Consider the following 13756-nt stretch of genomic DNA (forward strand, 5'->3'; position numbering starts at 1 on the left):
TGCCCTTCGGGGCGGCAGAGCGCGCATGTCTTACCGAACCATGTCTTATCAAACAGGAGGGACGACCATGGATGACAGACAGAGCGGCACGATGCCGAAGGGCACCGATGACAAGGTTCTAACCAACCGGCAAGGCCATCCGATCACCAACAACCAGTCGCAGCGCACCGTTGGCGCCCGCGGCCCGGCCACATTGGAAAACTACCAGTTTCTCGAAAAGATCAGCCATTTCGACCGGGAGCGCATTCCCGAGCGCGTCGTGCATGCGCGCGGCTTCGTCTGCTACGGCGAACTGGAAGTGACCGGCAAGATCGGCGACGAGCCCGCATCCAGATATACCCGCGCAAAACTGTTCCAGGCGGCAGGCAAGAAGACGCCGCTCGCCATTCGCTTCTCCACCGTCATCGGCGGGCGCGATTCCTCGGAGACAGCGCGCGACCCGCGCGGCTTTGCGGTCAAGTTCTACACCGAAGACGGCAACTGGGATCTGGTCGGCAACAATCTGGCGGTCTTCTTCATCCGCGATGCGATCAAGTTTCCCGATGTCATCCATTCGCTGAAGCCGGATCCGGTGACGTTTCGCCAGGAACCCAACCGTATCTTCGACTTCATGAGCCAGACGCCGGAAAGCATGCATATGCTGACGCATCTGTTTTCGCCGCGCGGCATTCCGGCAAGCTATCGGCACATGGAAGGCTTTGGCGTCAACACCTACAAGATGGTGAATGACCAGGGCGAGACGGTGCTGGTGAAATACCATTTTCACCCGCGCGCCGGTCTGGCCTGCCTGACGGCGGAAGAAGCTGCCAAGGTGCAGGGCCAGGATTTCGGCTCGGCCTCGAAGGATCTCTTCACCGCGATCGAGCGGGGCGAATATCCGCAATGGGACATGTTCGTGCAGATCATGGAGGATCACGATCATCCCGAACTCAGCTGGGACCCGCTCGATGACACCAAGATCTGGCCGGAACACCAGTTCCCGCTGCGCCATGTCGGCACGATGACGCTGAACCGCAATGTCGAGGACTTCTTCAACGAGAACGAGCAGATCGCCATGGGCACCGGCGTGCTGGTGGATGGGCTCGATTTTTCCGACGACAAGATGCTGGTCGGGCGCACCTTCTCCTATTCCGATACGCAGCGTTACCGGGTCGGCAGCAATTACCTGCAATTGCCGGTCAACCAGCCGAAGAACGCCAAGGTCTCGACCAACCTCTCCGGCGGCCAGATGAGCTTTCAGCGCGATCTGGCGCCGGGGCAGAACCCGCATGTGAACTATGAGCCATCCATCCATGACGGACTGACGGAAAGCGCCCGCGCCGAGCCTAACAATCCGCCGGAAATCCGCGGCCGCCTGACCCGCGAAGTGCTGGAACGCCGCAATGACTATGAACAGGCGCGTGGCCGTTTCTGCACCATGATGGACTGGGAGCGCGACGACCTGATCTTCAACATGGGGGACCTTCTGTCGCAATGTCAGCGCGACGTGCAGGAGCGCATGGTCTGGCACTTTTTCATGGTGCATGACGATTATGGCCGGCGCGTTGGCGAAAAGCTCGGCATTTCGGCAAGCGACATCGCCCATCTCGGCCCCCTGCCGAAACAGGTGCTGACGGACGAGGAGACACGGCGCCTGCAAAATCTTGGCCGCAACGGCGACGTGATCGATCCGGCCGTCTGGGGCCAGTGGACGAGTTCGGTAAAGAACCACAAGGCAACAGCCGAAGAGGTTCTGATGGGCAAGCTTCCCAAGGCCGGCATGATGCAGAGCGAAGCGGCCGAATAACCGCTCATTTCACGCAACACGATCCGGGAGATCCGTCTCCCGGATTTTCTTATTCCGTCGCCTCTGCCCGGCGGCCCAGCCGCGCCAGCGCCAGAAAGATAACCAGCCCGACAAGCGAAAGCCCGGTCAGCGACCAGAGAACGCTTTCCGCGCCGGCTCTTTCCAGAACGAAGGCAAGGCCGAACGGGGCGACCGACGATACGGCAAGCCGCACCAGCGTCATCTGTCCCTGGCGGGCGCCGTAGCCTTCGCTGCCGAAGAGCGTCAGCGGCAAGGTTCCGAAAACGATGCTGGCAAGGCCTGAGCCGAAGCCGAATAGGACGGCAAACACCATAGCACCCGGCACGAACGGATGGGTGAGCGCCAGGATCAGAATGGCAAGCGGCGGAAAGACCGCCATCAATACCGCCAGATGCAGCGCATCGAGGTTCTTGCCGAAGATCATGTTGGTGAAGCGGCTCAAAACCTGCGCCGGCCCGAAGACTGTGGCAACCAGGACGGCTGTGCCTCCGAGCCCCAGCGCTGTCAACACCGGCACCATGTGGAAGAGGAGCGCCGCATTGCCGAAGGACACCACGCCCATGCCGGCCAGCATCAGGCGGAAGCCGCGTTCCCGAACAGCTTCGGGAAGAAGACCCGGGACGGGTTCACCGCGATTGCGGGTCGAAGCATCAACGGCACCGCGGGCACCCTTGCCCTGCAGCCCGAGCCAGGCATGCAGAGGCAGGCAGATGAGGAGATTGAGCCCCGCAAAGGCAAGATAGACCTCGCGCCAGTCGAGATGCGCGTGGAGCGCCGATGTGAAGGGCCAGAACAAAGTGGAGGCAAAGCCTGCAATCAGCGTCAGATAGGTGATGCTCCGCGATGCCTCCCGCGGCCGGATTTCAACGAGCAACGCAAAGGCTGCCCCGTATTGGACGAGGTTTGAAGACACTTCCATCAGCAAGATGCCGGCGACGAACATCGGCAGGCTTGAAGACAGAGCACACAGAAGCAGTGACAGGACTGCCATCAGCGAGCCGGTTGCCATCACCCGGCCCGTGCCGAAGCGGTCCATCAGGCGCCCGACATAGGGCGCAACAAGGCCCGAGAGGAAGAGCGAGGCTGACAGAAGGCCAAAGAGCCAGTCGACTGTCCAGCCGAAATCCCGCGCCATGGCCGGCGCCAGAATGCTGAAACTGTAATAGAGCGTGCCATAGCCGATGATCTGCGTCACCCCTAGGGCGACAATGGCGGCAATCGGCAGACGCTCACTCATATCGAACTCAGTTTCACCCGTTGCTCCAGCTTTTGCGCATCCTCTTTCCGCTCGCTGTAGCGATCGGTCAAGTGGCCCGAGACATCGCGGGTGAGAAGGGTGAATTTCACCAGTTCCTCGCAGACATCCACCACCCGGTCATAATAGGCGGATGGTTTCATGCGGCCGTGTTCATCGAATTCCTGAAAGGCCTTGGCAACCGACGACTGGTTCGGGATGGTGAGCATCCGCATCCAGCGCCCGAGAATGCGCATCTGGTTCAGCGCATTGAAGGATTGCGAGCCGCCGGACACCTGCGCCAGCGCCAGCGTCTTTCCCTGGGTCGGGCGGATCGAGCCGATGGACAAGGGGATCCAGTCGATCTGCGCCTTCATGATGCCGGTCATGGCGCCGTGGCGCTCGGGACTCACCCATAGCTGGCCTTCCGACCATTCGACCAGATCGCGCAATTCGGCCACCTTCGGATGACTGACCGGCTCGGCATCGGGAAGCGGAAGCCCGGCCGGATCGAACAGGCGCACCTCACAGCCGAAATGCGTCAGCAACCGGTCCGCTTCCTCGGCCAATAGCCGGCTATAGGAAATGGTTCTGAGCGATCCGTAGAGAATGAGGATGCGTGGCTTGTGGGTGGAGAAGGTCGGCCGCAGGACGGCAGGGTCCGGCATGCGCAGATGATTTTCCATGACGGCCGGAAGGTCGGACGAGAGATCAGCCAAGACGTTTGCCCTCCGCGTCCAGAACCTGCTCTCCGTCCTCCTTGGCAAACGGACCCTTGTGGGTATCGGGCAGGATATCGAGCACCCGTTCGGACGGGCGCGACAGCCGCGTGCCAAGCGGTGTGATCACGAATGGCCGGTTGATGAGGATCGGATGCGTGAGCATCGCATCCAGCAACTGATCGTCGCTGAGCGCCGGGTCATCAAGGCCCATCTCCCTATAGGGCGTGTCCTTTTCGCGGATCGCCTCGCGCACAGAGAGGCCGGCATCGGCGATCATTTTCTTGAGGTCGGAGCGCGAAGGCGGTGTCTTCAGGTAGTCGATAACGGCGGGCTCTATTCCGGCATTGCGGATCATGGCCAGCGTGTTGCGTGAGGTTCCGCAGGCGGGATTATGGTAGATGATGACATCCATGGCGTTTCACGTCCTTTCGACAGAGGTTGACCGCACGGACGCGCCGCGCTCGTACCAGGGCTTGCTGGCATTGACGATCCAGACGACCGACAGCATGACCGGCACCTCGATCAACACGCCGACCACGGTTGCCAGGGCGGCACCGGACTGGAAGCCGAAGAGGCTGATGGCAGCAGCCACCGCCAACTCGAAGAAGTTGGAGGCACCGATGAGGGCCGAGGGGCCGGCCACGCAATGGGCTTCACCGCTCATCCGATTGAGCAGATAGGCAAGGCCGGAATTGGCATAGACCTGGATAAGGATGGGGACGGCCAAAAGCGCGATCACCATGGGCTGCGCGATGATCTGTTCGCCCTGGAACCCGAACAGCAGCACAAGCGTCGTCAGAAGTGCGACAAGCGACAGCGGCTGCATGACCTTCAGCAGAGCGTCGAGCGCAACCATCGAGCCGGAGGCCAGAAGCCGGCCCCGGATAAGCTGGGCGGCGATCACCGGCAGGACAATATAAAGCATGACCGAGAGGATCAGCGTATCCCATGGCACGGTGATGGCTGACAGGCCGAGCAAAAGACCAACAATCGGAGCAAAGGCGATGACCATGATCGCGTCGTTGAGCGCCACCTGCGACAGGGTGAAATGCGGCTCGCCTTTGGTCAGGTTAGACCAGACAAAGACCATCGCCGTGCAGGGCGCCGCTGCCAGAATGATGAGGCCAGCAATATAGCTGTCGATCTGGGCGGACGGCAGCAACGGGCGAAACAGCCAGCCGATGAACAGCCAGCCAAGCAGCGCCATGGAAAATGGCTTGACTGCCCAGTTGATGAAAAGGGTCACGCCAATTCCGCGCCAGTAACGGCTCACCTTTCCCAAAGCGGCAAAGTCGATCCGGATCAGCATCGGGATGATCATCAGCCAGATCAGTACCGCCACCGGCAGGTTGACCTTGGCGACTTCCAGCGCCGCAATTGCATGGAAAACGCCGGGTATCAGAGCGCCGAGCGCCACGCCGACGAGGATGCACAGAAAGACCCAGAGTGTGAGATAGCGTTCGAATGTCGACATGATCAGAAGGTCCTGCCCTTGGTGCGGCGGCGGCCTGCCAGTGGATCGTGCTGCAGGATGCCGGTCATGGCTTGTTTTCCTCGGCGGCCGTGGCGCAACAGATGTCGATGGTATGTGTGACGGGCGCGCAGATTTCCGGACGTCCACCACAGCAATCCTCCATCAGAAAGCGGATGAGGCCGGTCAGTTGTTCGTAGGCGGCAGAGTAGATGATGGACCGCGAGTCGCGCTCTGCCGCCACAAGCCCTGCCCGCTCCAGTTCCTTCAGGTGAAACGAGACATTGGAGGCCGAAACGCCAACGGCATCGGCAATTGCACCGGCGGCCATGCCCGCGGGCCCGGCGACCACCAGCATGCGGATGATCTTCAACCGGGTTTCCTGCGAGAGCGCACCAAACAGAACGACTGCCTGCTTTTCATTCATAATTCAATAATCCTATAAGTATTGAATTATTTTGTACACGTCTGCGCGACTTGAGGCAAGAGGCAGCAAAAAGCCCGCGACAGGACATCGCGGGCTTCGGTCACGGATCAGCGAGGGGGCATCAGATCTTGGCAGATGCGCCGGCTTCCTTCAGGGAGGCAAACTTCATCGTCAGGCTGCGCAGGTTGTGGTCCAGCCAATCGGCCATGGCCACTTCCTCGTCCAGATTGGCCTTGAGACCGGCCGTTGCCGCCGGGAAATTGCCCAGCTCAGCAATGGTCAGCAGCGATTTGTAGGCCGCGATCTCGTAATTTTCGAAGGCGAAATTGGCCAGGGAATTCTTGACGATTTCGTCACCGGCCATGCTGTGGCTGATGGCCGCCATGGAGCCTCCCATGGACAGCGCCATGTCCTTCAGCGCCGAATTGCTTTCGGAAAGGCCGGACAGGATCTCCTCGAGCCGCTGGATCTGCCCCTCGGTTTCGCGGATATGGGCTTCCAGCCGGGTGGCGACTTCCGGATAGTTCTCGATGCGGGAAACCTGCGGCTTCATGATCGAAAGAGCCTGGTTTTCCATGGCGTGGGCGTTTTTAAGGCCCGTCACGAAAATCGTGCGTGTTTCGTCGGCTACGGCCATTATGATCTCCTCGGTTGATGCCGGCCCAACCGGCAAAGCCAGGGATTGTTCCAGCCCGCAGTCAGCCGAGGTAGGAGCGCCATTGCGCGCGATACGCGGCAAGCCCCTCGGCAGACAGAGGAACGACGGCCCGTCCGGTTTCAGACGGCAGTGCCGAGCCGCAGAGCAGGGCTGCACCATGGGTGGTGCCGGTGGACCCGGCAAGGGCCAGCACGCTGCGGCCAAGAAGACCCGCAAGCGCTGCCAGATAGGCCTCATTTGCTGCAAACGGCCCCTCCACCAGCACGGGACCGTCCGCCCCCAGCAGGTCCAGGCAGGCTTCGGTCATCAGTGCCAGATACAGCGAAGCAGCTGCCCAGCGGTCCTGACGGCCAGGACCCTCACCACCCTTCCTCTCGATCCAGCGCATGCGCCGGCCGGGAAACGGCCCCGATCCTTCTGCCACATTGGGAAGCAGCATCAGCCCCGAGGCGATGACGGCAGGAAGGGCCTGAAGGACGCCCACCTGCGAATCGAGAGGGCCAAGGGCGCTGGCGAGCATCTCGTATTCCCGCCCGCCCATAAAGCGTGCGGAGGGAACCGCACGGCCATAGGCATCGACATTGGCCAGCGTATCGCGGGCCGGATCAAGATGATCGAGATCGCCGCCGACGGCGAAGCTGACCACCCAGGTGCCGGTGGAGACGACCGAAAACGGCGGCTCGCGGCCGACGAGATGGGCGAGAAGCGAAGCGTTGGAATCGTGCAGGCCGCAAAAGACCGGCACCGGAGACGGCAGGCCAAGTTCGGCTGCAAGCTGCGGCAGAAGATCCCCCAGACGATCGAAGGCGGAACGCACCGGCGCCATCTGCTGACGGATGCCGAGCGCATCGACCAGGCCGGACCATCCGCCGTCCCGGGGGCACCATAGGTCGGTATGGCAGCCAAGCGAGGTGACTTCATTGGCCGCAATGCCCGTCAGCCGGAACGCCCAGTATTGCGGATAGGTCATGATCTGCGCGACACGGGCAAACTCATCCGCAAAGACGGTCTTCTGGTAGTGCAGTTGCGCTCCAAGGTTCAGCCCGCCGGGAAGCGCCGGTGAAAATGTCTCTATAAAAGGCGGACGTAGCGCCGCATAGGCTTCTTCGATCGCCGGCGGGTAGCGATGCTCGTAATCCAGTACCGGCAGCGCAAGTTCGCCTGATACATCGACAAGTGCTGCAGACGCGCCGTGGGTGGTGATCGAAATGGCATCGAAGCCCACGCTGCCGGCCAGCTCCTGCAAAGCCTTGCGAAAGAAGCGCCAGAGCGCCTCGATATCGTAATGCGGATAAGGCGGCGCGTCGATGACGTGGTTGCGGACACGGCGCATATCGAGTTCCTGCCCACTCGCACAATCGAGAATGGCGACCTTGGCATTGGTCTTGCCGACATCGAGAACCGCAACGCGCGCATAGCCGGTCATGGCAGGTGAAACACCGTGACGAGATCAGTGGCAACAGGCGAATTGTCCGGATGGGTTTCCATGATATCGGCCATGTGCGCCCACCAGCGCTTCATGACGGGATGGTCCGGCAGGCTTGCCATCGTGTGGTCGGCGGGACGGGTGAGAATGCCGAAGAGGATGTTGGTCTCACGGTCGAGATGGATCGAGTAGTCGCTGACACCGGCCTCGTGCAGGAGGTCCACCAGGTCCGGCCAGATCTCGTCGTGGCGTTTGCGGTATTCGGCTTCCATGCCGGGGGCGAGCTTCATCTTGAAGGCGTGTTTTTCAAGGCTCATGCGCGTCTTGCCTGTCTGATGCGGCGCGCCAGGATCGGCAGCGCAATGGTGACGATGAGGAGAAGGCCGACGAAGATCGACATTACGATGCCGGGGACGTTGAGGAGCCCGAGGCCGAAGGTGACGAGCCCCATGACGAAGGCCGCGATAACGACGCCGAGAATGCTGCCCGAACCGCCCAGAATGGACACGCCGCCGAGCACGACCATGGTGACCACTTCCAGTTCCCAGCCTTGCGCGATGGAAGGTCGCGTCGAGCCGAGCCGCGAGGTGAGGCAGACGGCTGCGATACCGCTCATCAGACCCGTCAGCAGGAAGAGGATGAATTTTATCCGCTCCACCGGCACACCGGAAAAGCGCGCAGCAAATTCATTATTGCCGATCACCATGACCTGCCGGCCGAAATTGGTCCAGTGCAGCAACACGGCAAACAGCGCGGCACAGAGGAGAAACAGGCCGAACTCGAAGGAGAACACCCAGACGAGGTAACCTTGGCCGAAATAGGCAAAGCTGTCCGGATAGCCGCCATAGGCCTTGTCCCCCAGCGTGATGTAGGAAATGCCGCGGAACAGGCTCATCGTGCCGATGGTGACGACGATGGAGGGCAGCTTCAGCGCCGAGACGAGAAAACCGTTGACGGTACCGCAGGCAAGGCCGGTGCCGATACCGATTGCCACAAGGCCCGGCGTTCCGACACCCGCCTGTGCAGCCGCCCCCATGGCCGTGGAGGCAAGCGCGATGATGGCGGCAACCGACAGATCGATTTCGCCGGCGATGATGAGCAGCGCCATGGCAAAGGCGACGAGCGCCTTTTCGGTGAAGTTGAACGTCGCGTCCGAGAGATTCCAGGCATCCAGGAAATAGGGAGAAGCCAGCGAATTGGCGATGAAAATCAGCACTGCCACGCCGAACAGCAGCACTTCCCAGCTGGAAAGAGTGCGGGACAAGGGGGTGCCGAGCCGATCCGGAATGGTGCGGCGGGCGGGGACCGGCGTATCGCGCTTGTTCATGCCGTCACCTCTATCGTGTTGCGGTTGCGAAGGATGATACGGCCTTTTCGAGCTTCGGCGCGGGCGTTGAACACGACGGCGAGCACAATCACCACGCCGGAAATCGCCATCTGGGCAAAGGGCGAAATGCCGATGACGGGAAGCGCATTCTTGATGACGCCGAGAAACAGCGCGCCGAGGACCGCACCGGCCACCGAGCCAATACCGCCAGCAATGGAAATCCCGCCGATGACGCAGGCGGCCACGCTATCCAGCTCGAAACCGTTGGCGATATCGACATAGGCGACAGCGTAGCGCGAGACCCAGAGATAGCTGCAAAGACCGGCCATGGCGCCAGACAGAACGAAGGCGAAGAAACGCGTCGCGCCGATATCGATGCCGGCATAGACCGCCGCAACGGGATTTCCACCAGACGCAAAGGCGGCACGGCCAAACGGCGTGCGGGTGAGCACGAACCAGAAGACAAGCACCACCAGAACCGCCACCCAGGACAGGACCGGCAAGCCCAGAAGCACGGTGCGCGGCACATTGAGGAAGGTCGGCGTCATCTGGTGGGCGTTGACCCAGCTGCCGCCCGAGAGCACGAAGGCCATGCCGCGATAGATGGTGAGCGTGCCGAGTGTCACGACGATCGGCGGGATCTGCAGGATCCAGACCAGAAAGCCATTGATGGCGCCCAGGCATGCGCCGATCCCGAGCGCCATGACGATCAGCGCCACAAGCGGCAGATCCGGGAAAGCGGCATTGGTCATGGCAACCGCCATGCCGGTAAAAGCGAGATTGGCAGCCACCGAGAGATCGATGGATTTGGTGAGGATCACTGTCATCTGTGCGAGCGCCAGGATGATCAGGATCGACGTGTCGTTAAAGATATTGGCCAGGTTGACCGGCTCAGCAAAGCCCGGTGCGCGGGTGGCAAAGCCTGCAACCATCAGCACAATAATGCCGGTCAGCAGGATTTCGCGGTTTTTCAGAAGTCGTGTCATCGCGGATCCTTCACGCATTGCCGGTTGCGGCACGCACCAGCACTTCGGCTGAGGCCTCGGCGCGCTCAAAAATTCCAGCCTGCAGGCCCTCGCGCATCACCATGACCCGATCCGACATGCCGAGAATTTCCGGCAGTTCGGACGAGACCATGATGATGGAAAGGCCCTGGGAGGCGAGTTCGGAAATGAAGCCATGCACGGCAGCCTTCGAGCCGATGTCGATGCCCTTGGTCGGTTCGTCGAGAATGATGACCTTCGGCTGCGTGGCGAGCCACTTTCCGATGACGACCTTCTGCTGGTTGCCGCCCGACAGCGTGCCGACCGGAACCGAGAGGGCCGCGGCGCGCAGATCCAGCCGCTCCGCATACTGGCGTGCCAGCTTCAACTCGTTGGCAGCATTGAGAAAGCCTGAGCGCGAGGTTCTGGCAAGCGAGGGCAGCGACATGTTCTGGAAAATCGGCATGGGCAGCGCCAATCCATGTCGGCCGCGTTCCTCCGGCACATAGACGATGCCAGCTGCAATTGCCTCTGCCGAAGAGTGGATCTCAATACGGCTTCCCTCAAGCGTCAGGCGGCCGGATGACGGCTTGGTGATGCCGAACAGCGACTGGCAGAGTTCCGAACGCCCGGCACCGATCAGGCCGTAGACCCCCAGAATCTCGCCGCGCTTCAGATCGAAGGAAATGTCGTTGAATTCCGTCGGGTGGCAGTAATTCTCGACCGACAGCACCGTCTGGCCGATCTCGACCTTGATTTTGGGAAACACGTCATGGACGTCGCGGCCAACCATCAGCCGGACGATATCGGCCTGCGACGTCTCCTTCAGACGCCCTTGGCCGACAGCCTTGCCATCCCGGAAGACGGCGAAATTCTCGGCGATCTCATAGACTTCATCGAACTTGTGGCTGATGAACAGGATCGCCTTGCCCTGGCGCTTCAGGCCTTCGACGATGCGGAAGAGATCATCGATTTCCTTGCGCGAAAGGGCGGCCGTCGGCTCGTCCATGATGACGATGCGGGCCTCGACGGAAAGTGCGCGGGCAATGGCCACCAGATGGCGCTGGGCGATCGAGAGATCCTTCAGCCGGATCGTCGGATCGATCTCGCTCTCCAGCTGCCGCAGCAGTTCGCGCGAACGGGTGTTGATGGTGCGCCAGTCGATGGTGCCGAAACGGCCGCGCGGGGCATGGCCGAGAAAGATGTTTTCGCCCACCGACAACTCGTCGAACAGCACGGTCTCCTGATGAATGGCGGTGACGCCCGCATCGATGGCAGCCTGGGCGCTTGCAAACTGCACCGGCTGACCGTCGAGCAAGATCTCGCCTTCATTCGGCCGGTAGATGCCCGTGAGGATCTTGACGAGTGTCGACTTTCCCGCGCCGTTTTCGCCGATCAGCGCCGTCACCTCGCCCGGATAAAGCGCGATGGATACCTGATCGAGCGCCTTTACGCCGGGAAAAATCTGGCTGATGCCGCGCATTTCCAAGAGCGGCTTTTGCGCCCCACGGCTTTCGATAACAGTCATCGGTGCGACAGCATTCATTGTTGTTTTCACCATTGGAGCCCCTCATCTGCCTGCCGGCACCTTCTCCCCGCATACGGGGAGAAGGAGATATGCCGCGCCCTCAAAACCCGACGCGATGTTTCGTGCGGCAGGTTCCCTCTCCCCTTGCAAACGGGGAGAGGGTCAGGGTGAGGGGCAAAGCGTCAAGCGTGAGGGATGATCAGAAGATCTTCGAGAACTGGTCGATGTTCTTGGCGTCGTAGACAAAGGGATCGGCCATGGCGGCTTCGCCATTGTCGCCGATCTTGATCGAGCCCATGCGGCCAGCCTTCACCTCGGTGCCGGGCTTGCCGGTCGCGTCACCCTTCACCAGGTGATAGGCGATCTGGGTTGCCGAGTATCCAAGGTCGATCGGGTTCCAGATCGCGAATTCCTTGGTGGCACCGGACTTGATGGCGCCGGCCATTTCGGACGGAAGGCCAAGGCCGGTGACATAGACCTGGCCGATCTTGCCGGCATCCTTCACCGCCTGCGAGGCGGCGAGCACGCCGACCGTGGTCGGAGCGACGATCACCTTGACGTTGGGCTGCGAGGTGAGCAGTCCCTGTGCTTCACGGTAGCTCTTGTCGGCAAGGTCGTCACCGTAGACGGTGGTTGCGAGGTTGAGGCCCGGGAAATCCTTCAGCTGCTTCTTCATCTCGCCGATCCAGATATTCTGGTTGGTCGAGGTGGTGGTGGCGGACAGGATGGCGAAATCGCCCTTGCCGCCGGGCAGATGGTTCTTGGCGAGCGTCAGGCACATCTTGCCGATCAGCTCGTTTGACGACGGGTTGAGATGCATGATGCGGCCGGCAGGCGCCACGCCCGAATCCCAGGAAATGACCTTGATGCCGCGCTGGGCCGCCTTCTTGAGCGCCGGGACGACCGCATCCGGATCGTTGGCGGAGATGGCAATGGCATCGACGCCCTGCGCGATCAGCGAGTTGATGACTTCGATCTGGCCTTCGGCCGTCGTCGTGGTCGGGCCGGTATAGATGATCTTCACGCCGCCCAGTTCCTTGGCGGCCTCTTCGGCACCCTTGTTGGCCGCTTCGAAGAAGCCGTTGCCGAGCGACTTCACCACCAGCGCGATCTTGATGTCGGCAGCAGAGGCAAAGCCCGCCATCGAAACGGAGGCTGCCAGCGCAAGGGCTGCCGCACCCAGATGTCTTCTCGATAATTTCATGTCCATTCCTCCCAAAAAAGACCGTTCTCTCCCCGTCTTCGGCCGGTCGTCTCCTCACGCGACCGAAGACGTATCCTCTCTGCCCGCGGATGCCACGGGCTTTACCGTGATCAGCTTCACGCCAGCACTTTCCACCATCGCAACCGCCTCATCGGTCACGCCGTCATCGGTAATGATGGTTGAAACATTTTCGAGCGGGCACAAAATCATGCTGGAGCGCCGGGCAAACTTGCCCGAATCGACCAGCAGGATCAGCTCGTCCGCCTGGCGCATCAGCCGCTGCTCGCTCTGGATGACGAGCGCGTCCGGCTCCATCACGCCCAGCGCCGAGATGCCTTGCGCTCCCACGAACATCCGTCGCGCATAAAAATTGCGGATCGCGTCGTTTTCAAAGGGCGACAGGATCAGGCTCTGGTCGCGATAGATCGCGCCGCCCGGCACCGTCACAGTGCATTTCGACTGCTTGACCAGATGTTCGGCAATGGCGAAGGAATTGGTCATCACCTGCAGACGGCGCGCCGACATGAAATGCACCATCTGGAACGTGGTGGTGCCGCCGTTGATGATGATCGAATCGCCTTCCTCGCAAAGCTCGACCGCTGCGCGCGCAATTGCGCGCTTCTTATCGATATTGACCGATTCCGATACCCGGAACGGACGTGCCGCCAGATTGCCCAGTTGCGGGGGATGCATTGCTTCCGCCCCGCCCCGCACCCGGCGCAGCTTTCCCTGCACATGAAGAGCCGCAATGTCACGCCGGATCGTCGCCTCGGAAGCCTCCGTCAACTCGGCAATATCCTGCACCGTGATCACAGGCTTTTCCTGGATCGCGCTCAAGATGATGCGATGGCGTTCACGTTCGTGCATGGGGTCCTCCTTGCTGTCGATATAGGCTTAGCAAAAGATTGCTGTCAATCATAATCGATCAAAAATATCTATGCTGCGTCGCACAATGAAAACTTATGATCG

14 protein-coding genes are annotated in these 13756 nt (G+C 61.1%); 1 reads left to right on the forward strand and 13 read right to left on the reverse strand.

Annotated features, from left to right (window positions below):
* Positions 1-67: 67 nt before the first annotated feature.
* A complete protein-coding gene (locus ACEXP3_RS20345; protein ID WP_377298924.1) occupies positions 68-1786 on the forward strand; it encodes a catalase in 1719 nt (572 codons plus the stop codon).
* A gap of 49 nt (positions 1787-1835) precedes the next feature.
* Here ACEXP3_RS20345 and arsK read toward each other — a convergent pair whose 3' ends face one another.
* The 13 genes from arsK to ACEXP3_RS20410 form a co-directional block, all read right to left on the reverse strand.
* Positions 1836-3044, reverse strand: coding sequence for an arsenite efflux MFS transporter ArsK (gene arsK / locus ACEXP3_RS20350; protein WP_377298925.1), 1209 nt, complete (start codon positions 3042-3044; stop codon positions 1836-1838).
* Positions 3041-3727, reverse strand: a complete 687-nt coding sequence (gene arsH / locus ACEXP3_RS20355; protein ID WP_377299124.1) for an arsenical resistance protein ArsH — start codon at positions 3725-3727, stop codon at positions 3041-3043. The genes arsK and arsH overlap by 4 nt, the downstream gene beginning before the upstream one ends.
* A gap of 25 nt (positions 3728-3752) precedes the next feature.
* Complete coding sequence (gene arsC, locus ACEXP3_RS20360) at positions 3753-4175, reverse strand: arsenate reductase (glutaredoxin) (RefSeq protein ID WP_377298926.1); 423 nt, start codon at positions 4173-4175, stop codon at positions 3753-3755.
* 6 nt (positions 4176-4181) lie between these two features.
* Positions 4182-5237, reverse strand: a complete 1056-nt coding sequence (arsB, locus tag ACEXP3_RS20365; RefSeq protein WP_377298928.1) for an ACR3 family arsenite efflux transporter — start codon at positions 5235-5237, stop codon at positions 4182-4184.
* A gap of 64 nt (positions 5238-5301) precedes the next feature.
* Positions 5302-5661, reverse strand: coding sequence for an ArsR/SmtB family transcription factor (locus tag ACEXP3_RS20370; protein WP_377298930.1), 360 nt, complete (start codon positions 5659-5661; stop codon positions 5302-5304).
* 121 nt (positions 5662-5782) lie between these two features.
* A complete protein-coding gene (locus ACEXP3_RS20375; RefSeq protein WP_377298932.1) occupies positions 5783-6298 on the reverse strand; it encodes a ferritin-like domain-containing protein in 516 nt (171 codons plus the stop codon).
* A gap of 61 nt (positions 6299-6359) precedes the next feature.
* Positions 6360-7745, reverse strand: a complete 1386-nt coding sequence (locus ACEXP3_RS20380) for an FGGY-family carbohydrate kinase (protein ID WP_377298933.1) — start codon at positions 7743-7745, stop codon at positions 6360-6362.
* Positions 7742-8062, reverse strand: coding sequence for an L-rhamnose mutarotase (gene rhaM, locus ACEXP3_RS20385; RefSeq protein ID WP_377298934.1), 321 nt, complete (start codon positions 8060-8062; stop codon positions 7742-7744). Before rhaM ends, ACEXP3_RS20380 begins: the two co-directional genes overlap by 4 nt.
* Positions 8059-9072, reverse strand: coding sequence for an ABC transporter permease (locus ACEXP3_RS20390; protein ID WP_377298936.1), 1014 nt, complete (start codon positions 9070-9072; stop codon positions 8059-8061). The genes rhaM and ACEXP3_RS20390 overlap by 4 nt, the downstream gene beginning before the upstream one ends.
* Positions 9069-10058 (reverse strand): ABC transporter permease, encoded by a 990-nt coding sequence (locus ACEXP3_RS20395; RefSeq protein WP_377298938.1) that lies wholly within the window; start codon positions 10056-10058, stop codon positions 9069-9071. Before ACEXP3_RS20395 ends, ACEXP3_RS20390 begins: the two co-directional genes overlap by 4 nt.
* Before the next feature lie 10 nt (positions 10059-10068).
* Positions 10069-11601, reverse strand: coding sequence for a sugar ABC transporter ATP-binding protein (locus ACEXP3_RS20400; protein ID WP_377298940.1), 1533 nt, complete (start codon positions 11599-11601; stop codon positions 10069-10071).
* A 181-nt stretch (positions 11602-11782) separates the two neighbouring features.
* Positions 11783-12787, reverse strand: coding sequence for a rhamnose ABC transporter substrate-binding protein (rhaS, locus tag ACEXP3_RS20405; RefSeq protein ID WP_210106767.1), 1005 nt, complete (start codon positions 12785-12787; stop codon positions 11783-11785).
* 54 nt (positions 12788-12841) lie between these two features.
* On the reverse strand, positions 12842-13654 hold the full coding sequence (locus tag ACEXP3_RS20410; protein ID WP_210106768.1) for a DeoR/GlpR family DNA-binding transcription regulator: 813 nt from the start codon (positions 13652-13654) through the stop codon (positions 12842-12844).
* Between the last annotated feature and the right edge of the window lie 102 nt (positions 13655-13756).

This window comes from Neorhizobium fuzhouense (genome assembly GCF_042611105.1).
Lineage (GTDB): Bacteria > Pseudomonadota > Alphaproteobacteria > Rhizobiales > Rhizobiaceae > Neorhizobium > Neorhizobium galegae_A.

What these genes read in the sequence shown, in the direction of transcription:
- ACEXP3_RS20410 (WP_210106768.1), bottom strand. Translation starts at nt 13,654, where the DNA reads ATGCACGAACGTGAACGCCATCGCATCATCTTGAGCGCGATCCAGGAA.
- ACEXP3_RS20370 (WP_377298930.1), bottom strand. Translation starts at nt 5,661, where the DNA reads ATGAATGAAAAGCAGGCAGTCGTTCTGTTTGGTGCGCTCTCGCAGGAA.
- ACEXP3_RS20345 (WP_377298924.1), top strand. Translation starts at nt 68, where the DNA reads ATGGATGACAGACAGAGCGGCACGATGCCGAAGGGCACCGATGACAAG.
- arsB (WP_377298928.1), bottom strand. Translation starts at nt 5,237, where the DNA reads ATGTCGACATTCGAACGCTATCTCACACTCTGGGTCTTTCTGTGCATC.
- ACEXP3_RS20395 (WP_377298938.1), bottom strand. Translation starts at nt 10,058, where the DNA reads ATGACACGACTTCTGAAAAACCGCGAAATCCTGCTGACCGGCATTATT.
- rhaS (WP_210106767.1), bottom strand. Translation starts at nt 12,787, where the DNA reads ATGAAATTATCGAGAAGACATCTGGGTGCGGCAGCCCTTGCGCTGGCA.
- arsK (WP_377298925.1), bottom strand. Translation starts at nt 3,044, where the DNA reads ATGAGTGAGCGTCTGCCGATTGCCGCCATTGTCGCCCTAGGGGTGACG.
- ACEXP3_RS20400 (WP_377298940.1), bottom strand. Translation starts at nt 11,601, where the DNA reads ATGAATGCTGTCGCACCGATGACTGTTATCGAAAGCCGTGGGGCGCAA.
- ACEXP3_RS20375 (WP_377298932.1), bottom strand. Translation starts at nt 6,298, where the DNA reads ATGGCCGTAGCCGACGAAACACGCACGATTTTCGTGACGGGCCTTAAA.
- ACEXP3_RS20390 (WP_377298936.1), bottom strand. Translation starts at nt 9,072, where the DNA reads ATGAACAAGCGCGATACGCCGGTCCCCGCCCGCCGCACCATTCCGGAT.
- arsC (WP_377298926.1), bottom strand. Translation starts at nt 4,175, where the DNA reads ATGGATGTCATCATCTACCATAATCCCGCCTGCGGAACCTCACGCAAC.
- ACEXP3_RS20380 (WP_377298933.1), bottom strand. Translation starts at nt 7,745, where the DNA reads ATGACCGGCTATGCGCGCGTTGCGGTTCTCGATGTCGGCAAGACCAAT.
- arsH (WP_377299124.1), bottom strand. Translation starts at nt 3,727, where the DNA reads ATGGAAAATCATCTGCGCATGCCGGACCCTGCCGTCCTGCGGCCGACC.
- rhaM (WP_377298934.1), bottom strand. Translation starts at nt 8,062, where the DNA reads ATGAGCCTTGAAAAACACGCCTTCAAGATGAAGCTCGCCCCCGGCATG.